Here is a 25,653-nt window from a genome sequence, read left to right on the forward strand (position 1 = left end):
AAACACGTCAGCAACAAGCGGCGCAGCGCTTGCCACTGAGCATGGATGGAAAATGAGATGCTTATAGCTTAGATTGGACGATGCGGTACACGGCGCTGGCTTCTTCCTCCGCGCCGCCCAAAACCTCATTCAGTTCGGCCAATTTGGTGTCAGCAAACGCCCGATCTTTCAAGGCTCCGGCGTTGATCTGCACGTTCAACGCGGCACTTTTCAAACCGGCGTAGGCGGCCATGACCGCCACACCTGCATCGCTGATGACCCCTAAATTACCTTTTTCGGCTGCCACCCGGCTTAACGTTACCACTTTTGCACAAGCCTTGGCGCAGTCTAATGGTACGTCGGTAGCGACCCGCAACGCGGCTTGGATCTGCGCGTTACGGGCAGCTTTTTCCTCGTCGCTGGCTTTAGGCATCGCATAGCAAGCCATTAACTGGTCGAACACCTCGATGTCGGACTTGATCATGCCGGTCAAAGCCCCGCGAAGTCTTTCAGATTCTCCCAATAGAGCGACCAGTTCCGCTTCAACTTCGGCGTATTTGGGCTTGCCTATCGTCAAATTGCAGACCATGCTGACCAATGCAGCCGCTTGCGCGCCCATCAGCGCCGCGGCGCTTCCGCCGCCCGGCGTGGCTTGTTTGCCGGCCAATTCGTCTAAAAACCGGCTGAGCGGTTTATCTTTCATTTCCGTCATGACTGTTCCTTAATTTTCCCGCCGCCAAATGGTGTTACCGCCGGCTACGTCTTCCAATAGTATGCCTTGCTGTTTTAACCGGTCGCGAATCGCGTCGGCTTGCGCCCAATCCTTGTTGGCTTTAGCGACTTTGCGCGCGGCGATTTGCGCATCGATGTCCGTTTCCGACAATCCGCTGTCCAAGCCGCTGCCTTTTAAAAATTGTTCAGGATCGTCTTGCAACAAACCGAGGATGCAAGCCAAACCCTTTAAGGTAGCGGCCAACCCGGCTTTGTCGCTGGCTTTGTTGAGTTCCCTTGCCAGGTCGAACAACACCGAAAGCGCCAGCGGGGTATTGAAATCGTCGTCCATGGCTTGTTCGAAACGCAGTTTGTAGTCGGCGTCGATTACCGATTCGCCTATTTCCACGCCACGCAAGGCGGTATACAAGCGGGTCAAAGCAGCGCCCGCTTCATCCAATTGCTCGTCGGCGTAGTTCAGCGGGCTGCGGTAGTGGCTGGACAAAATAAAAAAGCGGATCACTTCAGGCCGGTATTGCTTCAGTACCTCGCGCACCGTGAAAAAATTGCCCAAGGATTTGGACATTTTCTCTTCGTTTACCCGCACGAAGCCGTTATGCATCCAGTAATTGACGAACGGCTCGCCGGTAGCGCCTTCGGATTGGGCAATTTCGTTTTCGTGGTGCGGAAACTGCAAATCCATGCCGCCGCCATGGATGTCGAAATGATTGCCCAAGCAGCACGTGGACATGGCCGAGCATTCGATATGCCAGCCGGGTCGCCCTTGGCCCCAAGGCGAATCCCAATACGGCTCGCCGGGTTTGGCCATTTTCCACAACACGAAATCCAAGGGGTCGCGCTTGGCATTGTCAACGTCGACCCGCTCGCCGGCGTTCAAATCCTCGGTGTTTTTACCGGACAATTTGCCGTAGCCCTCGAACTTGCTCACGCTGTAAAACACGTCGCCGTTGCTGCCGACGTAGGCATAATTGTTATCAATTAATGTTTCGATCATCGAAATTATGTCGCCAATGGAACTTGTGGCTCTGGGTTCGATATCCGGCGGCAGTACCGACAAAGCCCGCTCGTCTTCGTGCATCGCGGCGATGAAGCGCTCGGTTAACGCGCTGAAGTCCTCGCCGTTTTGATGGGCGCGCTGGATAATTTTGTCGTCGATATCGGTGACATTACGCACATAGGTTAATTGGTAACCGGCATGACGCAGATAGCGGGCCACGGTATCGAAAACCACCATCACGCGGGCGTGGCCGATATGGCAGTAGTCGTATACCGTCATGCCGCAGACGTACATGCCGACTTTGCCGGGTTGGCGCGGCACGAATTCCTGCTTGCTTCGAGTGAGGGTGTTATAGATTTTCAACATGTTGGGGAAAGTGGAATACAGCTAAAGACCCGGCAATCTATCAAGGTTGTGGCTTCTCTTTCAAGCCGAAAACACCTAGAATTCGTGGCTTGCAGCGAACACAAGGAGCTTTACATGCTGAGATTGCCTGCTTTTTTGATGCTGTTTTTGTCTTCAACCCTTTTATTTGCAACGGAAAAATCAATGTCCGATACACCCACCAAAGTCAAACTGACCACTAGTTTGGGCGCTGTCGTCATCCAACTGGACACCGCCAAAGCGCCGGTCACCACGGCCAACTTTATCGAATACGTCAAAAGCGGTTTCTACGACGGCACGATCTTTCACCGCGTCATCAAAGACTTCATGGCCCAAGGCGGCGGTTTCGACACCGGCTTCGAGCAAAAAACCACCCAAGCGCCTATCAAAAACGAAGCGGACAACGGCCTGAAAAACAAACGCGGCACGCTGGCGATGGCTCGCACCAACGATCCGCATTCCGCCACTGCACAGTTTTTCATCAACTACAAAGACAACAGTTTTCTGGACTTTACTTCGGCAACTCCCAGCGGCTGGGGCTACGCGGTTTTCGGCGAAGTCGTCGAAGGCATGGACGTAGTCGACGAAATGGCCAAGCAACCGACCGGCAACCGCGGCATGCACCAAGACGTACCCAAAACCGACATCGTGATCGAGAAAGCCGAACTCGTTCAATAATGCCATGGCCGGATCGGTAGGCGCCGGTCCGGCGTTTCTCCCCCTTATTCATTTGCGGTCTTGAAACGCGAAATTTTATTCATCTCCGATTTGCACCTCTCCCTGGAAAAAACCGAGATCACTCGGCGCTTTCTGGAGTTTCTAGCGTCCCGCGCCCCCAGAGCCCGAGCGCTTTACATTCTGGGCGATTTATTCGACGCCTGGATAGGCGATGACGACAATACGCCGCCCATCCAGCCGGTCAAGCGGGCTCTCAACACGCTGGTTGCCAGCGGCACTGCGGTGTATTTGATGTTGGGCAACCGGGATTTCCTGCTGAGCCAACGTTTTGCGGCCGAAACCGGGGTAAAGCTATTAGGCGACTATGAACTGATCGACTTGAACGGCCGACGCACCTTATTGACCCACGGCGACTTGCTATGCAGCGACGATGTGCCTTATCAAGCTTTTCGGGCCAAATCCCGTAGCCCGGAGTGGCAACAAGCAGTGTTGAGCAAACCCTTATGGCTACGCTTGCTGGCAGCTAGATGGTACCGCTTGCGCAGCTATTGGCACAAACGGCAAAAGTCGGCGGAAATTATGGACGTCAATCCGCAAACCGTAGAACAAGCAATGCGCCAATTCGGGTGCTCGGTATTGATACACGGCCATACTCACCGGCCGGCAAAACATGAACTGATTATTGACGGGGTTCCGGCGCAACGTTGGGTGCTCGCCGACTGGAAAAAGGACCGGGCCGAGTGTTTGTGCTGGCATGGCAGCGGTTTTGCGACGGAACGCTATTAGGGGGAATACGCCCGCGCCTCAAACCCGGTAAAAAAATCCGGCAGCCTTTCGAGTTTCCCCGGGTACTGCCGAATGCTTACTATCTCCCGACTCTACGACATATGTGTTTTTATTTAGTTCCAACTTATCAAGCCGTTAAAACGCACAGCCCGATTTGACTCCAAACTTTTTCAGCACTATCGCCAACGGGCAAAAGCCGGTGAATGCCGCTTGCAGCAAATTGGCTCCCACGAACGCGGTAAACCATAACCAATTGGGCGAATGCCAATGCGCCAGCGCCAAGCTCAGTAATATGAAGCTACCGGCAAACGCCATCACTAAACGGTCGATAGACATTATCGCCTCCTATTTCAAGCGGACCACGCCCATAAATTTCAGCATCATCCGCTCGTAAAACGGTTCGCTGATGCCCTTTCTGACTTTGCGCATAAAATATTTTTCGAATGCAATTTTGGCCAAGTGCACCCATTTGCCGTGATTGGACCAGGTTGTGTTACGCGGCGGAATCTGCGGGACGGCCAGAAATGCGACGCCGGTATCGCCCAAATCCGCTAAACACAATGCGCTTAAACTCGGAATATCCGACGGTTCTTTACCTGCCAGTTCGTCGCGGATGTTATGCGCGGTCGCGGTAACCATGGATTCGATCATGTAACCGGTTTTAGGGGTACCGGTAGGTACCGGAGTTTTTTCGACCGGCGGCAGCGCCACGCACACGCCGACCGAATAAATGTTTTTAAAGGTCGGGTTGCGTTGGTGTTGATCCACCACTACGAAACCGCGCGGATTGGTTAAGCCTTCGACACCACAATTGCGCACCGCGTCCACGCCGGTAAATGCCGGCAACATCATCGAATGCTTGAACGGCAGTTCGTGCTTTTTCTTTTCGTTGCCGTCATCGTCGACTTCGGTCACATACATCATGCCCGATTCGATGCGTTCGACCTTGGCGTTGGTTATCCAGCGTATGGTTTTGTCGCGTAACACGCTTTCCAGCATACCTTTGGTATCGCCCACGCCGCCCAAGCCTAAATGGCCGATGTAGGGCTCCGAGGTAACGAAGGTCATAGGCACTTTGTCGCGAATCTTGCGTTTCCGCAGCTCGGTTTCGATAATCATCATGTACTCGTAAGCGGGTCCGAAACACGACGCGCCTTGCACCGCACCGATTACGATAGGACCGGGATCAGCCATGAAGCGCTCCCAATCGTCGGCGGCCAATGCCGCGTGATCCACATGACACACCGAAGAAGTAAAACCGCCGTGCGGGCCTAATCCCGGCACTTCGTCGAAAGCCAGACGTGGACCGGTCGCAATGACCAGATAATCGTATTCCACTGAAGTGCCGTCGGCCAAATCCACTTTGTTGCCGGGCGGGTCGACCTTGACCGCCGCTTTTTGAATAAAATTGATACCTTTTTTGGCCATGACCGGCGCCAGCTCGATTTTTAATTCTTCCGGTTTACGCCACTTTGGCGGCACCCATGGATTGGAGGGCACGAAATGAAACGTTGGAGAATCCGAAATCACCACGACTTCGTGCTCTTTACCGAGCAATTCCCGCATTTCGTATGCCATAGGCACGCCGCCTATGCCGGCTCCTAGAATTACAATTTTCGCCATGACTATAACCTCTCTGATACGTTGATTAAAGCGTTTCGAAGCTGCGCGCTAAGCGCCTGGTTATTGTTGTGTACGCTCCGAAACCACCGAACCGTAGAATATTAGAATTTTATAATATATGCAAGTCCGGACGTTTTGCACCCCGTCGTAGACGCTTACCGATACTAGTCACAACGCGTACAATAGCCGAATCTTACTCTTATCTGTGCGGCCTCCAAATGACTAAATTAGAAAACGACCTAGAGCTGTGGCGGGAAAAACTATCGCCGGAACAATTCCACATCTGCTGGGAGAAAGGCACTGAACCGCCGTTTACCGGCAAATACACCGACTGCGAGACTCCGGGGCTATACCGTTGCGTTTGCTGCGGACACGCGTTGTTTCGCTCCGATCAAAAATTTCACTCGGGCTGCGGCTGGCCGAGTTTCTGGGAGCCGGTTAGCCCGGATGCCCTGCAAGAACACCAGGATCTGAGTCACGGCATGCGTCGGATCGAAGTCACCTGCGGCCAGTGCGGGGCGCATCTAGGCCATGTATTTCCCGACGGCCCGCCGCCGACCGGTTTGCGTTATTGCATTAATTCGGTGGTACTGGATCTGGAAGAAAACTCATGACTGCACGACAACAGGTGCAAGACCTGCTGAACTTTATCGACGCCAGTCCAAGCCCGTGGCATGCGGCGGAAAACCTTGGCCGCCGCTTGCAACAGGCCGATTTTCAGCGCTTGTACGAGACCGACGCCTGGTCGCTGACGGCAGGCGGACGCTATTATCTGGTCCGCGACGATTCCTCTATCGTGGCTTTCGTCGCCGGCGGCAAAGATCTCGCGCACACCGGCTTCAAAATTATCGGCGCCCATACCGATTCGCCCGGTTTACGCCTAAAGCCCAAGCCGCTTATAGAAAGCGACGGCCTGCTGCGCTTAGCCGTCGAGATATACGGCGGCCCGATAGTGGCAACGTTTACCGACCGGGATTTAAGCTTGGCCGGCCGGGTTGCTTATCGGGCAGAGAACGGCTCGCTTGCCAGCCGGCTGGTACGCTTCGAAAAACCCTTGCTGCGCCTACCCAATCTGGCTATCCATATGAACCGCGGCGTCAACGAAGACGGCTTGAAGCTGCAAAAACAGCAAGAACTGGCCTTGTTGTTTTCCCAAGCGAATCCGCAATTGGCTGCGAATCGGTTCGACGACTTGCTGCAAGACGCAACCGGGCTGGATAAAGAAAACCTGTTAAGCTGGGAATTCAACGTCTACGACACCCAACCGGGTAGTTTTTGGGGCGACGGCGACGCATTTTTTACCGATAGCCAATTGGACAATCTGGCCTCTTGCCATGCGGCGGTGAGCGCGCTTATCAGTGACAGTGCATTAACCAGCGGCAACACCTTGGTATGCGCGCTGTTCGACCACGAAGAAATAGGCAGCGAGACCTGCAAAGGCGCAGCCGGCAGCTTTTTGCCCGACGTTCTGGAGCGTGTCGCCATGGCAACCGGACTGGCTCCGCAAGGTTACAAGCAGGCGTTGGCCAATAGTCTGATGATCAGCGCGGACATGGCGCACGCCTACCAACCGAATTTTCCCGCCGCTTACGAGCCGAATCATAAGATAATCGTCAACCAAGGCCCGGTGATCAAAATCAACGCCAATCACCGCTATGCGACGCAATGCTTGTCCGAAGCCGTGTTTGTCGAGGCCTGCCGGCACACACAAGTGCCTTATCAAAAATATGCCCATAGGGGCGATTTACCTTGCGGCAGTACCATAGGCCCGATTGCCTCGGCGAAGTTGGGGATAGCCACGGTGGACGTCGGCAATCCGATGTGGGCCATGCATAGCATCCGGGAAAGCGCCGGGGTAAAAGACCATGGCGACATGATTACGGTACTTCGCCATTTTTTGAGCAATTGATCACGTAAAGCCAAACTTCGGCTATCTTTGTCGGAAGATTTCTTACGATAGGATGCCACCTTGCCCCACTTCGCGACTGACGGTTTATCAGCCAAGCTGATAAACGCCGTCTATCGGATTGTATTGCCGATATATCTATGCATCGGCTTGGCTCAAGCAGACGACAGCCTCGAATATAAAATCAAGGCCGCCTATCTCTACAACTTTACCAAGTTCATATCCTGGCCAAGCATCGATCCGGATACCTTCAATATTTGTATCGTCGGCGTAGATCCGTTCCAGCATTATCTCGATAGCGTCGAGAGTAAAACCGCGCTCGGCAAACCGATCCGGGTTTTGCATTTCGAGGACGGTTCCCAAGCGCGTAACTGTCAAATTATCTATTTCGACGACGCGCAGGCAGCCAACATACTGTCGCCTGCAGCGCATACCTTGCTGGTAGGAAGCTTGCGCAACGGCTTAACGGTTTCCAGTCAACCTTTTTTTGCCGAATCCGGCGGCATGATCGGCTTCGTATTGGAAGAAGGCAAAGTCAAATTGCATATCAACCTTAAAGCCGTAAAAGATGGCGGCCTAAATATCAGCGCCAAACTGATAGAAGTATCGTCACTGGTTGGAGAAAACAGCCGTGACTAAACTGCTTGCACGCTTTTCGGTAAAAGCCAAATTATTCACTATCGCGCTGGCATCCAGCTTCTTCGCCTTGTTGGTGACCATTTTGATCCTGGTCGCGATTAACGTCACCGAAGTCAAACGTAAGGCGCAAAGCGACTTTACCGCTACCGCGAACTTGATCGCCAACCGTAGCGTCGCGGCCGTGATGTTCGACGACCCCAAAACTGCCCAGGAAAACTTGAACTCGTTGACCGAGTTGCCTGAGCTGCAAAATGCCTGCGTATTCAACAAATACGGTTTGCTTTACGCATCGCTAAATCGTCACGCCACCCTCTGCCCGAAACATGTGGAAGACAGCGCCAACCGCATCAACCGATTGGCGTTATACGTTTATCAGCCCATGCTGGTGGATGACGAGAGAGTGGGTACGGTTCTGATTATTGCCGACCTCAGCGTGACTTTACTCAGGCAATTACAGTTCATCGGCTTGATACTGGTCGTGTTGTTTATAGCCCTATTCGCGGCCTTTCTGTTAAGCGTACCGCTATTCAACCAAGTCGCTAAACCGATCGCTTTACTGGCCTCCACCGCGGAAAAAATCAGCAGGAGCCACGACTATTCGCTACGGGTAAAAAAACACAGCAACGATGAAATCGGCATTTTGGTGGATTCTTTCAACAGCATGCTGGACACCGTAGAGCAAAAGAACGACAAACTATTATCTTTAAAAAACAACTACCAAGCGCTGTACGACAACAATCCGACCATGCTGTTCGATTTGGATGCCAACGGAGAAATCCAGTCGGTCAATCAATTCGGCGCCAAACAAATCGGTTTAAGCCCAACTGAAATACAAGGCCTGTCGATCTTTGAATTCATTCACCCGGAAGATGTGAAAGACAGCACGGCATTTTTCAACATCTGCCGCGAGTATCCCGACCATGTGCATAAACAGGAAAAGCGCTTCATCTGTAAAAACGGCAGCGTGATCTGGGTCAGGGAAACCTGCCGATTCATAGAAATCGAACACAACATCCAACGCATGCTGCTGGTCTGCGAAGACATTACCGAAACCCGCCGGCTAGCGGACAAAATTGCCTATCAAGCCAGCCACGACGAATTGACCGGCCTACCTAACCGGCGCCAATTCGACATTAATATTCAAAACCTGGTCAGTCAGGCGCACGCGGACGGCAGCGAACACGTGATGTGCTATTTAGACCTGGACCAGTTCAAAGTCGTTAACGACACCTGCGGCCATCTGGCGGGGGACGAATTGTTACGCCAGCTTGGCGAGGTTTTAAAACAAAACGTCCGAAAAACCGACATCTTAGCCCGCTTAGGCGGCGACGAATTCGGCATTTTGATGTCGCACTGTCAGGTCGAACAAGCGGTGATCGCCGCCGATAAATTTCGCAGCGTGATCCGCGATTTTCAATTCGCTTGGGAAAACCGCAGTTTTAGCATCGGCGTCAGCATCGGCATAACAGCCATTAACCAAATTAGCGGCAACGCCGTGGACATTCTTAAGAAAGCCGACGCAGCCTGTTATGCCGCCAAAGAAAAAGGCAGAAATCGGGTGCACGTCTTCAATCCGGACGACGAGGAATTGGCCGTTCGGCAAGGCGAAATGCAGTGGGTGGAAAAAATCCGCTTAGGGATTGAAGAAAACCGCTTCAAATTGTTCGGCCAATTGATCGTGCCTGTCGACGATAAGGGATGCGGTTTGCATTTCGAAACCCTAATCCGTTACATGGATGAAAACGGCAGCATCATCCCCCCGGGCGCATTCTTACCGGCCGCCGAACGTTACGGCATTGCCCCGGCGCTGGATCGCTGGGTCATCGAAAACCTATTCCGGCATATCAGCATTACGGAAGGTTTCAGCGAACGGCTGGAGTTGTGCTCGGTGAATCTGTCCGGCTTATCTCTGTCCGACGAAACCATGCTGGCCTTCATTGCCGGCCAATTCGAAAAATGGCAGGTTCCGACCGGGAAAATTTGTTTTGAAATCACCGAAACCGCGGCGATAAGCAATTTATCGTATGCCCGCCATTTCATCGAATCGTTACGCGATAAAGGCTGCCGGTTTTCACTGGACGATTTCGGCAGCGGCCTGTCGTCTTTTGCCTATTTAAAAAACCTGCCGGTAGATTTTCTAAAGATAGACGGCCTATTTGTCAAAGATATCTTAGAAGATCGCATCGATTGGACTATGGTTAAAGCCATCAACGAAGTGGGTCAAGTCATGAATAAAAAGACCATCGCCGAATTCGTAGAAAATCAGGACATCCTCAATCTATTGAAAAGTTTGGGTGTCAATTTTGCGCAAGGATACGGAATTGCCAAACCCATACCTCTTCAAGACCTGTAATCGCACCATGCAAAGACGCTTCCAACTGCGCCTCGTTCTGCTGTTGCTGGGAATCTGCGGCAAAGCTGTCGGCGACAGCGAAAACATGGACGAGCTATTGACGCTTTCGCCGGCCGAACTGGCGGAAATACCGGTAACGATCGCTACCGGCACCGCCACCAATCTTTCACACTCAGCCGCGGTAACCAGCGTGATTACCGCCGAGCAAATCGCTTCGATGGGCGCAACCGAATTGCACGAGGTCCTGGAAACCATTCCGGGCATGCACGCGACGCTGCAACCCGTGAACTACGATTACAGCTATAGCTTGCGAGGCATACAAAATACCGGCAATTCACAAGTACTGATGCTGATAGACGGCACCCGATTTTCGGTGCCCTATCAAGGTACTCACATGGCGGGCATGGAGATTCCCGTTAGAAACATTCAGCGCATCGAAGTGATCAGAGGCCCCGGTTCCGCGCTGTACGGCGCCGATGCCTTCGCCGGCGTCATCAATATCGTCACGAAAAAAGCCGCCGACCTGGACGGTTTGTCGATAGGCGCACGCGGCGGCTATGCCGATACCAAAAGCAGCTGGGCGCAATACGGCGGCAATTGGCAAGGCTGGGATGTCGCCGCCAGCTTACAATACAGTCACAATGGCTATGATGCGGACCGTATTATTCAGGCGGACCTGCAATCGCAATTGGATGCCGCTTTAGGTACCCGAGCCTCACTGGCGCCCGGCCCCATGCAGGACCAAAACGAACGTTGGAACGGCCACCTGAATCTGCAACGCAAACATTGGCAACTCGGGTTTTGGGCTTTCGATACCAACGGCGGTTTCCGCGCCGGAGCGGCGGGTGCCTTGGATAATTTGGGCAAACGCACCGGCAGCAATTATCTTGCCGATCTACGTTATTCAACGGAAGATTTATTCGGCGATTGGGAACTACAGGCCCACGCCAGTTTTTTACACACCGACGTCAACGCCGACATCTATAGCTTTCCACCCGGTGCCGTTTTACCTCTCAGCCCCGACGGCAACATCACAAGCAACATTACCGCTGCCGATACGCGGTTTTTTCGTTTCAACGATGGGGTACGTTTTATTACCGGACTGAAAAATACGGTGCCCAGTTTTGAACTAACCAATTTATACAAGGGTTTTACCGACCACCTGATCCGCGTAGCCGGTGGTTTCCGTTACGAAGAGCTTAATTCGCAAGAATCCCGAAATTACGGCCCGGGCGTCATCGATACGACAGGCCTTCCGAATTCGGCCATCTATACCGCCGGCGGCATTAAAGACCTTACGGGAACGCCTTATACCTTCATTGCCGACCATCACCGCGATATTTGGTCTATCGCCGCGCAAGATGAGTGGCAAATCGCCGCAAATTGGCAGTTGACCACCGGTTTGCGCTACGACCACTATTCGGACTTCGGCAATACGGTCAATCCTCGCGCCGCGCTGGTATGGGACATCAACTCCGATCTCACGGCCAAAATTTTGTACGGACGCGCATTTAGAGCGCCCAGCTTTCTGGAACAATATCAACAAAACAGCCCATTGTTTACCGGCAATCCCTCCTTACGCCCGGAAACCATACAAACCACCGAGCTCGCATTCGACTATCGGCCGACTTACAACCTGAGAACCGCGTTAAACCTATATTATTACGAGATTAAAGATGCTATTCGACCGGTAATGTCCAACCGGGGCGTACTGTCGGCCGCTAACACGGCCGGTCAAAACGGCTACGGCAGCGAACTCGAATGGGATTGGCGCATCACCCAAGACTGGAATTTTCGCGGTAACTACGCCTGGCAATACGCCAGAAACCAGGATAGCCACAGCCGGGTCAGCAATGTCCCCGAACACCACGTATACGGGGCAGTTGCCTGGAGTTTTATGCCGAAATGGCAAATACAAACCCAGCTCAATTGGCTAGGCCACCGAATTAGCGATGCCGGCGATCCGAGAATATTGAAAGATTACTTCACCATCGACGTAACCTTGAATGCAAAGCGCTTATTCGGCCATTTGGATTTAACCGCTTCCGCGCGCAACCTGTTCGATGCAGAAGGTGCGGAGCCTGCGACCTCGAGCTATCCATACAACCTCCCCATCCCCGGTCAAAGCTACTATCTGGAAGCATCGGTGCATTTTTAATGCACCCGAATTTAAACTTAAACATTGAATGCATAAAACGCTCCTTCCGTCGAAAGTCTTACTCTGGAAATCTAAGCGATGCTGAACTGGAACACAATCGACACGGTGCTGCTGGATATGGACGGCACGTTACTGGATTTAAATTTCGATAATCACTTTTGGCAGGAATTCGTGCCGTTGCGTTTTGCCGAACTGCATGACTTGTCGCTAGAGGAAGCCAAGCGGCAACTTGCGCCCCGCTTTAAAGCAATGGAAGGACGGCTGGAATGGTATTGCCTGGATTATTGGAGCCGGGAATTGAGTCTGGATATCGCCGGATTAAAACACGAGCTAGCCGGTTTGATTGCCGTTCATCCGCACGTTGTAGATTTTTTGGAGGCTGCCAGAAACGGCGGCAAGCGTTTGATATTAGTGACCAATGCCCACCGCGACAGTTTGGCTCTGAAAATGGATAGGACCTGCTTACACCAATTTTTCGACGCCATCGTTTCGTCGCATGATTTAGGCATGGCCAAAGAACAGCAAGGCTTTTGGCTAACATTTCAACAAAACTATCGCTTCGATAAACTGCGCACTCTGTTAGTCGACGACAGTTTAGCGGTATTACGCTCCGCTCGGGCATTCGGCATTGCCAACCTGATTTCGATTGCCCAACCGGACAGCCGGCAACCCAAACGGGAAATCATTGAGTTTCCGGCAATGGAGGATTTTCGGGCGTTACTGCCGGATCTGCATCCGATTTCGGCTTTTTAAACTCCCAAGACTTACGCTGATCTTTGGACATTCGGCGTTTCTCGAAGGGTAGAACCCGTTCTCTGGGCTCCCGTTTGCCCGGCTTGATCACCTCATCGGCCAACAATTGTGCCGTGATCGGTTCGACCGGAATTTTTTCCCCAATATATTCCTCAATATCCGGCATAGAGTAAGCGTATTCCTCGCAAATGAAACTGATAGCTTCACCCGACGCACCGAAGCGCGCCGTCCGGCCGATTCGGTGCACGTAATCTTCCACGTCTTGCGGCAAATCGTAATTGAATACATGCGATACGTCGGGAATGTGCAAGCCGCGCGCGGCCACATCGGTCGCTATCATCAAAGTAACTCGATTTTCCTGAAAGTCGTTCAACAGACGCTGACGCTTTTCTTGCGGGACGTCGCCGCTGAGTAAAGCCGTTTTGTATCCGTTTGCTTGTAGGTAATCGTCCAACAGTTCGGCACAACGCTTGGTGTTCACAAACACGATGCTGCGTTGCGGCTGATGACTCTTCAACAAACCCAACAGCAGCGGAATTTTTTGCTCGTTAGCCGGACAATAGCCTAACTGCTTGATTGCTTTAGAAGTTACTTCCTCCGGCTCGATGCGTATCATCACCGGATTATTCATATGTTCGTAAGCCAGCTCGGTCACCTTGTAAGATAAGGTAGCGGAAAACAATAAATTCAAACGCTTTTCGGGAACCGGCATCCGCCTTAACAAAAAGCGTATGTCCTTGATAAATCCCAGATCGAACATACGATCCGCCTCGTCCAGCACCGAGACTTGTATATTGTCTAAGCTAAACGCCCCTTGTTTATAAAAGTCGATGATACGGCCGGGCGTGCCGATAATAATATCGACGTTGGCCTTGAGTTTATCCAACTGCTTTTGATAATCGGTGCCGCCGTATATCAACGCGAATTTTAAATTCAAATACTTACCGAGCAGCAAGGCATCTTTATGGATTTGTATCGCCAATTCCCGTGTCGGCGCCAGAATCAACGCCCGCGGATTCTTGATCTTTTCACTTTCGTCATTAATCAGGCGCTGGAAGGTCGCCAGCAAAAAACTGGCGGTTTTCCCGGTACCGGTTTGCGCTTGTCCGGCGACGTCCCTGTCTCGTAAAGCAATCGGCAAAGACCTATCTTGTATCGGCGTACAATGAATAAACCCGGCCTCTTTCAAGCCCTTGACAATAGAATCGGACAATTCCAGATTACTAAAACGCGTTTCAGTGACATGTGCTTTTTTCATAACCGAATAGCATATCCTAAAATCCAATTCCGTTGAAATCGATTGACAATTGCCGAGCGACGAAACTATAGTTTTCACTTTAAAAATTATTGGAGAATGGCGTGAGCGACCTAGTCCTTCATGTATCAGATGCAGATTTCAACGATTCCGTCCTTAAAGCCGGCGGTCCGGTTTTAGTCGATTACTGGGCTGAATGGTGCGGCCCATGCAAGATGATCGCGCCAGTTTTGGAGGAAGTAGCGGCCGAATATCAAGGCAAATTAACGGTAGCAAAACTCAACATCGACGAAAACCCCAAAACCCCTCAGCATTACGGGGTTCGCGGTATCCCGACATTAATGTTGTTCAAAGGCGGCGAAGTGGAAGCCACCAAGGTTGGAGCCTTGACCAAGTCTCAACTGACTGCGTTTATCGATAGTAACATCTAATACAGAATACCTACACGCCGGACTTATCACAAAACGTTTTGATAAGTCCGGTTATTGAGCTAAAATCTGCAGCGCTTGCTGCATACATACTCCAGCTTCCGAATTAACCCCAACCTGTACCTCTTGTCGTAAACGGTTTCATGCCGTTTGCTTTTCTTCACGCCAAACAATCTGCTATGAATCTTACCGAGTTAAAGCTTAAACAAGTCAGTGAAATCATTTCTATCGCGGAGTCTCTAGGACTCGAGAACATAGACAGGGCACGAAAGCAAGAGTTGATATTCTCCATTTTAAAGAAGCAAGCGAAAAGCGGCGAAGACATATTTGGCGACGGGGTATTGGAGATCTTGCAAGACGGCTTCGGTTTTTTACGGACTCCGGGCTGCTCTTATTTAGCCGGTCCGGACGACATTTACGTCAGCCCTAGCCAAATCCGCCGCTTCGGACTACGCACAGGCGACACCGTCAGCGGCAAAATAAGACCCCCCAAAGAAGGCGAACGTTATTTCGCCATGCTGAAAGTCGAAAGCATCAACTTCGAATCGCCGGAACAAGCTAAAAATAAAATTTCTTTTTCCAACCTCACCCCATTATTCGCCAATAAACGTTTCCGCTTAGAACAAGGCAACGGCACCAGCGAAGACTTAACCGCCCGGATGATAGACTTGGTCGCGCCTATCGGCAAAGGCCAACGCGGCTTGATTGTATCCCCGCCCAAAGCCGGCAAAACCATGATCATGCAAAGCATCGCGCATGCCATCGCCGAAAAAAACCCGGAATGCTATCTGATCGTGTTGCTGATCGACGAACGCCCCGAAGAGGTTACCGAAATGGAGCGCTGCGTGCGCGGCGAAGTGGTTTCCAGCACCTTCGACGAACCGGCGACCCGACACGTACAAGTCGCCGACATGGTAATCGAAAAAGCCCGCCGCCTGGTAGAACACAAGTTCGACGTGGTTATTCTGTTAGACTCCATCACCCGCTTAGCCCGTGCTTACAACATGGTCGTGCCGTCGTCCGGCAAATTGCTGTCCGGGGGGGTTGATGCCAACGCCTTAGAAAAGCCGAAACGCTTTTTCGGTGCAGCGCGTAACATCGAAGAAGGCGGCAGTTTGACCATTATCGCCACGGCATTGATCGATACCGGTTCACGCATGGACGAGGTGATCTTCGAGGAATTCAAAGGCACCGGTAACATGGAACTGCATCTGGAGCGCAAAATCGCCGAAAAACGCATCTATCCCGCCATTAACATCAACCGCTCCGGCACCCGCCGCGAAGAGTATCTGGTAGACCCCGACGAACTACAAAAGACCTGGATACTACGCAAAATTCTGCAACCCATGGACGAATTGGCCGCTGCGGAATTTTTATTGGGCAAACTCAGAGATTTCAAAACCACCGCCGAATTTTTCGATTCGATGAAACGCTAGATAGAAGGCAGCAACCTTTCCGATAAACGACAACCTAGAGGCCATACCCCTGCGACGCATCTGCGCGTCGCTTCGCTGTTCTAACATGGCCGAACAATGAAGTTGTTATTCATTCATTGAATTTGTATATTGCCCGCTCAAGCTATATAGGAGTTCGGCATTGCAAACCACCAGCAGATTTTTCGTCCAATTTGTTCGCCTTGCCGGACCGTATTGGAATTCGGAAGACAAAATATCGATCAGGCTGTATTCCCTGGCGCTCTTCGTACTAACGGTTTTGCAAATCGTGATCTCGGTGGTGATCACCATCTGGAGTGCCGACTTGTTTGACGCCCTCGACCAGCGCTCGATGTCCAGGTTGTTCACTCAAATCGGTTTGATCATTCTGATTTTCATCGCCAACATGGCGGTTACCGCCACGCATTTGACGGTAAAGCGCCGGCTTCAGCTAGGTTGGCGCGGCTGGTTGACGGACAAACTGATAGAACAATGGATGAACGACGGCCGTCACTACTTGGTGACACACATTCCGGGCAAACACGATAATCCCGACGGACGTATAGCCGAAGACGTACGCATCGCCACCGAATATGCACTGGACTTGGTTCATAGTTTAGTCTTCAGTCTAATGCTGTTGATTAGCTTCACCGAAATCCTTTGGGATTTATCCGGCACCCTGATATTAGACTTAGGGATTATCGAGATACCGATGCAAGGACATTTGGTCTGGATTGCCATGATGTATGCCGCCAGCGCCTCGGTGTTGGGCTGGTGGATAGGCAGACCGTTGACCAAAGCCACCGACGACAGACAAACCGTGGAAGCCAACTTTCGCTTCGCCTTAGTCAAAGCCCGCGAGAATTCGCAAGCAATCGCCCTCATCCACGGCGAGCGTCATGAAAACCCGCACTTCCATCGCCGCTTCGGCGACATCGTCAACGCCTGGAATTTGCAGACCAAAGCCTGGCAGCAAATCATGTTGTTCAGTTCCGGCTACTCGGTGCTGTCCATGGCTTTTCCTATCCTGGTCTCCGCGCCCCGCTACATTCTGGGCAGCATCACCCTGGGCGCCCTGATGCAATCCGCCCAATCCTTCCAGCATATGGTCTCGGCACTTTCCTGGCCGGTGGATAACATGGGCAGGGTTGCCGAATGGCGCGCATCGGTAGAACGAGTATTGGGCCTGGTCGGCGCACTCAGTCAACTGGAGCGAGAAATTGCCAAACCGGATCCGCACCGGATCCGCATAGAAAAAAAACAGCGATCGGTTCTACGTTTCAACAACTTGAGCCTGTGCCGACTGGACGGCTTGGTATGCATACCCTTGCTGAACGAAGAAATAAATCCCGGCGAAAGAGTGCTAATCCTGGGTAACACCTTTACCGGCAACAAATTATTCAAGGCAATTGCCGGCTTGTGGCCTTGGGGCACCGGCTGCATCGAACTACCGGACGACGAACCCTTATTTTTCATGCCGCCGCGCCCCTTTTTACCGACCGCAACCTTGCGTTCCGCAATATGCTACCCGTCCCAAGCCCGGGACTTCAGCCAGGAGGAATTGGAAGACGCCTTAAAGATCGCCGGAGTGGCCGACTTGATCCCCCAGCTGGACGACTTCGGCGACTGGGAAAAAACCCTGGAAAGAGAGCAGCAACAGCGCCTCGGCATGGCCAGACTGTTATTGCAGCGCCCCAAATGGATCATGATGCAAGAAGCATTCGATTCGCTAAACCCCGAGGGCGAAGTCGATATGATACGCATCATCAATAACAAGCTGCCTCAATCCACCCTGCTGACCATCACCAAACAACCCACAATCCAAGCCATGCACCAACGCCGCATCTTGCTGCCGTAGCCCGGACCGACCATGCCCTCGACTTCAACTCCTAGCAAATTACGCGGCGTCAATCTGGGCGGCTGGTTGGTGTTGGAAAAATGGATGACGCCCAGCTTATTCGCCGGCATGACTGCGCGCGACGAAACCGACTGGTGTGTGGAACTCGGCAAACAGGCCGAGCCGAAGTTAAAAAGCCACTGGAAGAATTTTATCGGCCTAGCGGATTTTGCTTGGCTGGCCGAGATCGGCATCAACGCGGTGCGCATCCCGGTCGGTCATTGGCTGTTTGCCGACGATTACCCTTATCACCCCAGTTACGGTAAAGTCCGTTATCCATACGTGGCCGGCGGCTGCGAATTCCTGGACCAAGCCTTCGTCTGGGCACAACAGTTTGATTTACGGGTAGTGCTGGACTTACACGCAGCTCCCGGCTGCCAAAACGGTTTCGATAACGGCGGCATCCAAGACGTCTGCGAATGGCATACTCGGCAGGAATATATCGACTATTCGCTGCTGACCTTGGAACGGCTGGCTCAACGATACGGATGCAGCCCGGCACTACACGGCATAGAAGTTCTGAACGAGCCGCGCTGGGACATCGATACTACCTTACTCAAGCGCTATACCTTGGACGCATACCGACTGATTCGCAAGCACTGCCCGGCAGAGCGGGTCAGCGTGGTCTTCCACGACGGTTTTCGCAGTTTTCGGGATTATCAAGGCTTTATGTCCGGCCCGGAATTTCCGAATGTCATCTTCGACATCCACCGTTACCAATGCTTTATAGCTGAAGACGCCCGGTTGGACATTTTCGGCCATCTACACAAAACGGTCACCGACTGGAAGGACGAAGCAGAGGATATCATCCGTCACTCCGGCCTACCCACCTATGTCGGCGAATGGAGTTTAGGCCTGGACTTAAAAATGCTGGAAACCTGGGCGGCCGGCGCCTTCGACCATCGCCAAACCCAAATGGACGCGTTTCAATTGGACATAAGCTACCGCGGCTATGCCGCTGCGCAATTGGCTTGTTTCGAGAAATATTTAGGCTGGTTTTTCTGGAGCTACAAAACCGAAACGATGCGGCACTGGAGCTTTCGCGATTGCGTTGCCGAAGGCTGGCTACCGCAACGCTTCGGCTGACACGCCTCCAAGCGGTACAAACTAATAAGCTTGCTTGCCGATAAAGCCTTTTAATACCGTCATCACCACGATCTTAAAATCCAGCCATAACGACCATTTACGCATATATTCCAGATCGTGATGCACCCGGCCCTCCATTTTTTCAATGGTGTCGGTTTCGCCGCGAAAACCGTTAATCTGCGCATGGCCGGTAATGCCCGGCTTGATTTTATGCCGCAGCATATAGCCTTGAATTTGCTTGCGGTAATACTCGTTATGCGCAATCGCATGCGGCCTGGGGCCGACCACGGACATGGTACCGAATAGCACGTTAAAAAATTGCGGTAATTCGTCCAGCGAAGTGCGGCGTAAAAACGCCCCTAATTTGGTAACCCGAACATCGTTTTTCGTCGCTTGTTTAACGCTATCGCCGTTTTCGCAGACCGTCATAGAGCGGAATTTCCACACCTCGATCGGCTCGCCCTTCATCCCGTAACGTTTTTGCCGAAAAATCACCGGCCCCGGCGAGCTGAGTTTGACGGCCAATGCGATAACCAACATCGGCACAATGATGACGGGCAATATAATCGCGCATAAAAACAAGTCTTCAGCCCGTTTCAAAAAGCCGTTGAAATCGCCGAAAGGCGTGTCGAACACGCTAACCACCGGTATCCCTTTGACGTTACTCCATTTGGATTGAATCAAATTGAAGGTAAAAAAGTCCGGCACGATGTTCACCGATACCGTCGTATCGGCAAGCTCTTGAATTAAATCGCCTATCCGTTTTTCCGCCCTGAGCGGCAGGGTGATATAGATATGGTCGATATCGCCGTTACGCGACTGCGCCAGCAACGCAGAAAAATTCCCCGCTATCGGAATCGCGTTGTTTTCCAAACGCCCTTCTTTGCCGTCCACCCTATCGTCGAAAAATCCGACAAAACGGTAGCCCAACCATGGCATTTCGGTCAGTGCCGTTTGTAATCGCACGCCCAAGGTATTGGCGCCTAAAATAGCGTAGGTACGGGTGTTCATCCCATGCTGGCGCACAAACGACAGAAAAGCCCGCCGGCTGGTATGTACGCCGATCAAAGCCAATGGTACCAATGGCAACCACAAATCCAACGCCAAGCGGGAAAACTCGAACGGCAATTCGAAGAAATAAATCCCGGCACCGATCAACCCGAAAGTTGCCAGCCAACTCAAGAATATTCTGACCGCCTCGTCGAACATCGGCGCCCCGCGCCAACCGTGGTAAACCTCTTGGTTCTCGGCAAAAATCCCGAAAACGACAATACTGGCCATACACAGCATCAAGTACTCGGCACGCAACGGCTCTTCATAAACCGCCAGCGACAGATAAAGCATCGCAAAAATCAATCCGCCATCGATTGCTCGGATGAAACCTTGAATTTCGGAGTTGAGAGGTCGAATCAATCCCTTGGAGCGAATTTGGTTCATGGTCGGTAAAACCCGGGTTTTGCCAGTTTATATAAACTATCGAATAGTACAGTAAACCACACAAGCATTAGCCAGTTAGATTCGATAAAGTCGTGCGTAATTCAAGCCGGTTGAATGACGCCTGAGCAACTATAGTAAAGAAATGCGTAGGTTTCATTAAGGCACAATTAGGAAACAATTCAGTTGCAAAAAACAACATATAGACATTTTTAATTACCAATCTCAAATGACCTTGCCCTAAAAACCTTAACTATTCGTTTGATCTGTCGACGCAGTAAAATAGTATTGGCAATCGATTGAGATTCAACCGATCAATGCCTACCCGCATGTCGTGTTTATTGGTTACTGCACATATCCGTTGCCATTCCCGTTTCATCCATCACCTACTAAAAACCTAAATGAATCCGTCATATATCTCTCAAAAACCCATTCCGAGCCGCGAACGCCTGATCATGGCCCTTGATTTGCCCGGCATCCCGGAGGCCCAATCCTTGGTAGAAGAACTGGGCGATAGCGTGGTGTTTTACAAGGTGGGCATGGAATTATTCATGTCCGGAGATTATTTCGGCTTCATAGAATGGCTGAAAGCCAGAGAGAAAAAAGTCTTCGTCGATCTTAAGTTTTTCGATATTCCCGCCACGGTCGGCCGCGCCATCAAGGCACTCAGCAATAAAGGCGTCGACCTGGCGACCATACACGGCAACGATTCCATCATGGAAGCCGCGGCGCAAGCCAAAGGCGATCTCAAGGTGCTTGCAGTAACCGCCCTGACAAGCCTGGATAGGGGCGACTTAACCGATCTCGGCTTTCAATGCGACGTGACGCAACTCGTTTTATCCCGAGCCAAACGCGCTCTGCAACTCGGCTGCGACGGCATCGTTTCATCCGGCTTGGAAGTCCCCATGATACGCGAACAGTTGGGAGACAAGTTGTTGGTGATCACCCCCGGCATTAGACCGGTAGATAACCGCGAGGATGACGATCAAAAACGCGCGGTCAGCGTGGAATTAGCCATTCGAAACGGGGCCGACTATCTGGTAGTCGGCCGCCCCATCCGTGACGCCTCCGATCGAAAAGCCATGGCGGAAACCATACAAGCGCAAATCGCCGCCCAATTTGTTTAGCCCATCTGCAACTTAAAAACTAAGCGACCGGGTAGAGCCGTGTAGGCATGGACTCTATCGTTCGAAACCGGACCGGCTGGCCCGGCCGGTGCGGTCACGGCCTCTTTCCACGAGACACCACGACTAGCGCCGACAGCAAAAATACCTCAGCCTTTCAGTTTGGCAACCAGCATTTTATTGACTTCCGCCGGATTGGCCTTGCCCTGGGTTTCCTTCATGATTTGGCCGACCAGAGCCATCAGCGCTTTTTCTTTGCCGGACAAGTATTGTTCGACCGGCACCGGATTGGCGGCGATGACTTTGTCGACAATCGCTTCGATGGCGCCGGTATCGGTGATTTGCTTCAAGCCTTCTTTTTCGATGATTTCGTCGGCCGATTCGCTGCCGTTCCACAGTTTGTCGAATACCTGTTTCGCGGTCTTGCCGGAGATGGTGTTGTCGGCGACGCGCTTCAGCAAGCCGGCCAAGCGTTCGGCGCTGACCGGGCAATCGCCGATTTCCAAGCCGGCCTTGTTCAACGCGCCCAGCACGTCGCCGGTCAGCCAGTTAGTCGCCAATTTGGCTTCGGCGGATTCGGCAACGACTTTTTCGTAAAAGTCGGCCAGTTCGCGCGACGAGGTTAAGGTGGCGGCGCTTTCACCGTCCATGCCGTATTGCGCAATGAAGCGTTGTTTCTTGGCATCGGGCAGTTCCGGCAAGGTGGCGCGAATTTCGTCTTTCAAGCTTTCTTCGATCACGACCGGCAATAAGTCCGGGTCGGGGAAATACCGGTAGTCGTTGGCTTCTTCCTTGCTGCGCATCGAGCGGGTTTCGTCCTTGTTGGCGTCATAGAGCCGGGTTTCCTGCACGATTTTGCCGCCGCCTTCCAGCACGTCGATATGGCGCTCGATTTCGTAATTGATGGCTTTTTCGACGAAGCGGAACGAGTTGATGTTCTTGATCTCGGTGCGGGTACCGAATTCTTTCCGGCCTTTGGGGCGGACCGAGACGTTGGCGTCGCAGCGGAACGAGCCTTCCTGCATGTTGCCGTCGCAGATTTCCAGGTAACGCACCAGTTCGTGCAATTTACGCATGTAGGCCACGGCTTCCTTGGCCGAGCGCATGTCGGGCTCGGAGACGATTTCCAGCAGCGGCGTGCCGGCGCGGTTCAGGTCGATGCCGGTCAGGCCGTGGAAGTCTTCGTGCAAGGATTTGCCGGCGTCTTCTTCCAAATGGGCGCGGGTGATGCCGATGCGTTTGCTCTCGCCGTCGACCTCTATATCCAGATGGCCGTTGCCGACGATCGGCAGTTCGAACTGGCTGATCTGATAGCCTTTCGGCAAGTCCGGATAAAAGTAGTTTTTGCGGGCGAAGATTGAGTGTGGAGCGATGTCGGCGTCGATGGCCAAGCCGAAGGTCACCGCTTTGCGCACCGCGTCTTCGTTCAACACCGGTAATACGCCGGGCAAGCCCAAGTCAACCGCGCAGGCCTGGGTGTTGGGCTCGGCGCCGTAAGCGGTGGCGGCGCCGGAGAAGATTTTGGATTTAGTAGACAGTTGGGTATGGATTTCCAGGCCGATGACGGCTTCCCATTGTGAGCTCATGGTGCTTTCCTTTTAAAACTTATTCGGCAAAAACGTCGTTCAGGTCGATTTGCAGATCGGGGAATAAATGTGGGGCGGCGGTTTCGTTACCGGGATACAAGGCGCGCAGTTGATATTTGCCGCTATCGTCAAGCACGAACTGTTGCACAATTTGCTCGTACGGAAAGACCAGCCAATATTCGATCACACCGCTTTCTTCGTATAAGTCATATTTCAGGCGCACTTCCCTGCGACTGTTGCCTGGGGAAAGAATCTCGATAATCCAGTCCGGGGCGCCGTCGCAACCTTGCTCAGTCAGTTTATCCTGGTCGCAGATCACACAAAGATCGGGCTGCACAACGCTGAAAGCTTCGCGGTTAGTCAGTAGCGATTTGCGACGGTCGTAAAGCTTGACGTCGAACGGGGCGATAAAGATTTCACAACTTTTACGCAAGAAGTAGTTATCGATTGGTCGCAGTAACTTAAGCGCGATCCTTTGATGCTTGACATTGGGTGCCGGCGACATCGCCATGATCTTGCCCTTGATCAGTTCGACCGATTCCTCGAGCTGCCAGGTCAAATAATCGGCGTAGCTGTAGGTGCCGTCGGGATCCAGTTGCGATAATTGCGTGATTGGCGCCATGGTGCCTCCCGTGTTATTCGAAGCCTTTGGGACTTTGCAAATGCCAATCGGTCGCTTGTTGGTAGCGGTGGCCGATGTTCAGCAATTTGGCTTCGCTGAAATAATTGCCGATCACCTGCAAACCAACCGGCAAGCCGGCTATGAAGCCGGCCGGAATCGAGAGGGCGGGTAGGCCGGCCAGGTTGATCGCTATCGTATAAATATCCTCTAAATACATTTGTATCGGATCGCTGGTTTTTTCGCCGATCTTAAACGCCGTACCGGGCGTGACCGGCCCCATTAATACGTCGACTTCGCTAAACGCCCGCTTGAAATCATTACTGATTAGGCGGCGCACCTGTTGGGCCTTCAGATAGTAGGCATCGTAATACCCGGCAGACAGCGCATAGGTACCCATCAGAATCCGCCGCTTGACTTCCTGGCCGAAGGCTTCGCCGCGCGAACGAGTATACAGGTCGGTCAAATCGGCCGGATTTTGGCAGCGATAACCGAAGCGCACGCCGTCGTAGCGCGACAGGTTGGACGAACATTCGGCCGATGCGATAACGTAATAAGCAGGAATTGCCAGCTCCAGATTCGGCATATCGACCTCTCTGACCTCTGCACCCAGCTTTTGATACTCCCCAATCGCCGCATGAACGGCAGTGGCCATCCGGTTGTCCAACGCCGCGCTGAAGAATTGTTTCGGCAGGCCTATTCTCAAGCCTTGCAGGCTATCGTTCAGCGTCGCGCCATAGTCAGGCACTGCTTGGTCAACGCTGGTCGAGTCTTTAGGATCGAAACCGGCCATGACTTGCATCAGCAAGGCCGCGTCTTCCGCGCTCCCCGCCATCGGTCCGCCTTGATCCAGGCTGGAAGCATAGGCGATCATGCCGTAACGCGACACCCGCCCGTAGGTCGGTTTCAAACCGGTAACGCCGCACAATGCAGCCGGCTGGCGAATGGACCCGCCGGTATCGGTACCGGTCGCAGCCGGAGTCAAGCGCGCTGCCACGGCCACCGCCGACCCGCCGGACGATCCGCCGGGTACCCGTTCGCTATCCCAGGGATTCCGCGCCGGGCCGTAAAAGCTGGTTTCGTTGGACGACCCCATCGCGAATTCGTCCATATTGAGCTTGCCCAGCATGACGGTACCGGCCTGCTTAAACCGCTCGACTACGCTGGCATCATAGGGTGAGACGAAGTTGTCCAGCATTTTCGAACCGCAACTGGTTTTAACACCCTGCGTGCAAAAAATGTCTTTGTGCGCCAGCGGAATGCCAGTCAAAAAACCTGCTTCGCCGTTGGCCAGACGCAGGTCGGCAGCCTTAGCCTGCTCCACCGCCGCGCTTTCGGTCACGCTGATAAAGGCGTTTAGCGCCTGATGTTGTTTGATCCGGCTTAGAAAGACATGCGTTAATTCGACGCTGGAAAATTGCTTATCGCGCAGCCCGGCAGCCAACGCGCTCAATGAAAGTTTATGCATGATGAAAACTATTCGATGACTTTAGGAACCAGATAAAGACCGGCTTCGGTCTGCGGCGCAATGGCCTGGAAACATTGCCGCCGGTCGGCCTCCGTGACCTGGTCGGCACGCAAACGCTGGGTTTGGTCCAAAGGATGAGACATAGGCACCACGCCCACGGTATCCGCCTGCTCCATTTTGGCCACCAAATCCAATATGCCTGACAAATCTTTGGCATAAGATTCAATATCTTGGCTATCAATACCCAAGCGGGCCAAATAAGCGATTTTATTTACGTCATTTGCCGTCAACGACATTTCCCAGCTCCGTGTTTATTCAACCCCTTATGATACTTT

General features: G+C 52.5%; 23 protein-coding genes. 13 read left to right on the forward strand and 10 right to left on the reverse strand.

From position 1 onward, the window contains the following. Positions 1 to 61 precede the first annotated feature (61 nt). Together fchA and cysS are read right to left on the reverse strand one after the other, a co-directional pair. Entirely contained in the window at positions 62 to 691 is a 630-nt protein-coding gene (gene fchA, locus F1E05_RS19420; protein WP_150051427.1) for a methenyltetrahydrofolate cyclohydrolase, read from the reverse strand. Between the two features lie 9 nt (positions 692 to 700). Continuing rightward, positions 701 to 2,074: a cysteine--tRNA ligase gene (gene cysS, locus F1E05_RS19425; protein WP_150051429.1), complete on the reverse strand. Its 1,374-nt coding sequence runs from the start codon at positions 2,072 to 2,074 to the stop codon at positions 701 to 703. A gap of 183 nt (positions 2,075 to 2,257) precedes the next feature. Here cysS and F1E05_RS19430 point away from each other — a divergent pair, with 183 nt between their 5' ends. Both F1E05_RS19430 and F1E05_RS19435 read left to right on the forward strand, forming a co-directional pair. Continuing rightward, positions 2,258 to 2,770: a peptidylprolyl isomerase gene (locus F1E05_RS19430; protein WP_150051431.1), complete on the forward strand. Its 513-nt coding sequence runs from the start codon at positions 2,258 to 2,260 to the stop codon at positions 2,768 to 2,770. Positions 2,771 to 2,830: 60 nt separating this feature from the next. Then, positions 2,831 to 3,556, forward strand: a complete 726-nt coding sequence (locus F1E05_RS19435) for a UDP-2,3-diacylglucosamine diphosphatase (protein ID WP_150051433.1) — start codon at positions 2,831 to 2,833, stop codon at positions 3,554 to 3,556. A 135-nt stretch (positions 3,557 to 3,691) separates the two neighbouring features. Here the strand turns inward: F1E05_RS19435 and F1E05_RS19440 are convergent, their stop codons facing one another. Both F1E05_RS19440 and F1E05_RS19445 read right to left on the reverse strand, forming a co-directional pair. Next, a complete protein-coding gene (locus tag F1E05_RS19440) occupies positions 3,692 to 3,892 on the reverse strand; it encodes a YgaP family membrane protein (protein WP_150051435.1) in 201 nt (66 codons plus the stop codon). 9 nt (positions 3,893 to 3,901) lie between these two features. Then, the gene (locus F1E05_RS19445; RefSeq protein WP_150051437.1) at positions 3,902 to 5,179 is read right to left on the reverse strand and encodes an NAD(P)/FAD-dependent oxidoreductase; all 1,278 of its coding nucleotides are present in this window, start codon (positions 5,177 to 5,179) and stop codon (positions 3,902 to 3,904) included. A 218-nt stretch (positions 5,180 to 5,397) separates the two neighbouring features. Between F1E05_RS19445 and msrB the strand changes: the two genes are divergently transcribed. The 6 genes from msrB (at position 5,398) to yrfG (ending at position 12,988) form a co-directional block, all read left to right on the forward strand. Further along, positions 5,398 to 5,793 (forward strand): peptide-methionine (R)-S-oxide reductase MsrB, encoded by a 396-nt coding sequence (gene msrB, locus F1E05_RS19450; protein WP_150051438.1) that lies wholly within the window; start codon positions 5,398 to 5,400, stop codon positions 5,791 to 5,793. Beyond that, positions 5,790 to 7,088 (forward strand): M18 family aminopeptidase, encoded by a 1,299-nt coding sequence (locus F1E05_RS19455; protein ID WP_150051440.1) that lies wholly within the window; start codon positions 5,790 to 5,792, stop codon positions 7,086 to 7,088. The genes msrB and F1E05_RS19455 overlap by 4 nt, the downstream gene beginning before the upstream one ends. A 60-nt stretch (positions 7,089 to 7,148) precedes the next feature. Continuing rightward, on the forward strand, positions 7,149 to 7,724 hold the full coding sequence (locus F1E05_RS19460) for a YfiR family protein (protein ID WP_150051442.1): 576 nt from the start codon (positions 7,149 to 7,151) through the stop codon (positions 7,722 to 7,724). Continuing rightward, on the forward strand, positions 7,717 to 10,077 hold the full coding sequence (locus F1E05_RS19465; protein WP_150051444.1) for an EAL domain-containing protein: 2,361 nt from the start codon (positions 7,717 to 7,719) through the stop codon (positions 10,075 to 10,077). Before F1E05_RS19460 ends, F1E05_RS19465 begins: the two co-directional genes overlap by 8 nt. Positions 10,078 to 10,084: 7 nt before the next feature. Continuing rightward, positions 10,085 to 12,235, forward strand: coding sequence for a TonB-dependent receptor plug domain-containing protein (locus F1E05_RS19470; RefSeq protein ID WP_150051446.1), 2,151 nt, complete (start codon positions 10,085 to 10,087; stop codon positions 12,233 to 12,235). Between the two features lie 78 nt (positions 12,236 to 12,313). Beyond that, positions 12,314 to 12,988, forward strand: a complete 675-nt coding sequence (yrfG, locus tag F1E05_RS19475; RefSeq protein WP_150051448.1) for a GMP/IMP nucleotidase — start codon at positions 12,314 to 12,316, stop codon at positions 12,986 to 12,988. On the opposite strand, the gene F1E05_RS19480 is transcribed toward yrfG, so the two are convergent. Continuing rightward, positions 12,918 to 14,246, reverse strand: a complete 1,329-nt coding sequence (locus tag F1E05_RS19480) for a DEAD/DEAH box helicase (protein ID WP_150051450.1) — start codon at positions 14,244 to 14,246, stop codon at positions 12,918 to 12,920. The two genes, yrfG and F1E05_RS19480, sit on opposite strands and share 71 nt — an antisense overlap. 101 nt (positions 14,247 to 14,347) lie before the next feature. Between F1E05_RS19480 and trxA the strand changes: the two genes are divergently transcribed. From trxA to F1E05_RS19500, 4 genes are all read left to right on the forward strand, one after another. After that, positions 14,348 to 14,674 carry a thioredoxin TrxA gene (trxA, locus tag F1E05_RS19485; protein ID WP_150051452.1) on the forward strand — a complete coding sequence of 109 codons (327 nt, stop codon included), beginning with the start codon at positions 14,348 to 14,350 and terminating at the stop codon, positions 14,672 to 14,674. 176 nt (positions 14,675 to 14,850) lie between these two features. Beyond that, positions 14,851 to 16,107, forward strand: coding sequence for a transcription termination factor Rho (gene rho / locus F1E05_RS19490; protein WP_150051453.1), 1,257 nt, complete (start codon positions 14,851 to 14,853; stop codon positions 16,105 to 16,107). Positions 16,108 to 16,267: 160 nt separating this feature from the next. After that, a complete protein-coding gene (locus F1E05_RS19495) occupies positions 16,268 to 17,962 on the forward strand; it encodes an ABC transporter ATP-binding protein/permease (RefSeq protein ID WP_150051455.1) in 1,695 nt (564 codons plus the stop codon). A 12-nt stretch (positions 17,963 to 17,974) separates the two neighbouring features. Continuing rightward, on the forward strand, positions 17,975 to 19,087 hold the full coding sequence (locus tag F1E05_RS19500; RefSeq protein ID WP_150051457.1) for a glycoside hydrolase family 5 protein: 1,113 nt from the start codon (positions 17,975 to 17,977) through the stop codon (positions 19,085 to 19,087). Positions 19,088 to 19,108: 21 nt separating this feature from the next. Here the strand turns inward: F1E05_RS19500 and F1E05_RS19505 are convergent, their stop codons facing one another. Then, positions 19,109 to 20,524 carry an undecaprenyl-phosphate glucose phosphotransferase gene (locus F1E05_RS19505; RefSeq protein WP_150051459.1) on the reverse strand — a complete coding sequence of 472 codons (1,416 nt, stop codon included), beginning with the start codon at positions 20,522 to 20,524 and terminating at the stop codon, positions 19,109 to 19,111. A 398-nt stretch (positions 20,525 to 20,922) separates the two neighbouring features. Here F1E05_RS19505 and pyrF point away from each other — a divergent pair, with 398 nt between their 5' ends. Then, positions 20,923 to 21,648, forward strand: coding sequence for an orotidine-5'-phosphate decarboxylase (gene pyrF / locus F1E05_RS19510; protein WP_150051461.1), 726 nt, complete (start codon positions 20,923 to 20,925; stop codon positions 21,646 to 21,648). Positions 21,649 to 21,794: 146 nt separating this feature from the next. Here the strand turns inward: pyrF and gatB are convergent, their stop codons facing one another. The 4 genes from gatB to gatC are packed head-to-tail and all read right to left on the reverse strand — an operon-like array spanning position 21,795 to position 25,614. Beyond that, a complete protein-coding gene (gene gatB, locus F1E05_RS19515) occupies positions 21,795 to 23,231 on the reverse strand; it encodes an Asp-tRNA(Asn)/Glu-tRNA(Gln) amidotransferase subunit GatB (protein WP_150051463.1) in 1,437 nt (478 codons plus the stop codon). Positions 23,232 to 23,250: 19 nt separating this feature from the next. After that, positions 23,251 to 23,853, reverse strand: a complete 603-nt coding sequence (locus F1E05_RS19520; RefSeq protein ID WP_150051465.1) for a Uma2 family endonuclease — start codon at positions 23,851 to 23,853, stop codon at positions 23,251 to 23,253. Positions 23,854 to 23,866: 13 nt separating this feature from the next. Continuing rightward, positions 23,867 to 25,318 (reverse strand): Asp-tRNA(Asn)/Glu-tRNA(Gln) amidotransferase subunit GatA, encoded by a 1,452-nt coding sequence (gene gatA / locus F1E05_RS19525; protein ID WP_150051467.1) that lies wholly within the window; start codon positions 25,316 to 25,318, stop codon positions 23,867 to 23,869. An 8-nt stretch (positions 25,319 to 25,326) separates the two neighbouring features. Further along, a complete protein-coding gene (gene gatC, locus F1E05_RS19530) occupies positions 25,327 to 25,614 on the reverse strand; it encodes an Asp-tRNA(Asn)/Glu-tRNA(Gln) amidotransferase subunit GatC (RefSeq protein ID WP_150051469.1) in 288 nt (95 codons plus the stop codon). Positions 25,615 to 25,653: the final 39 nt, after the last annotated feature.

Origin of the sequence: Methylomonas rhizoryzae, assembly GCF_008632455.1 — a bacterium.
Classification (GTDB): Bacteria; Pseudomonadota; Gammaproteobacteria; order Methylococcales; family Methylomonadaceae; genus Methylomonas; species Methylomonas rhizoryzae.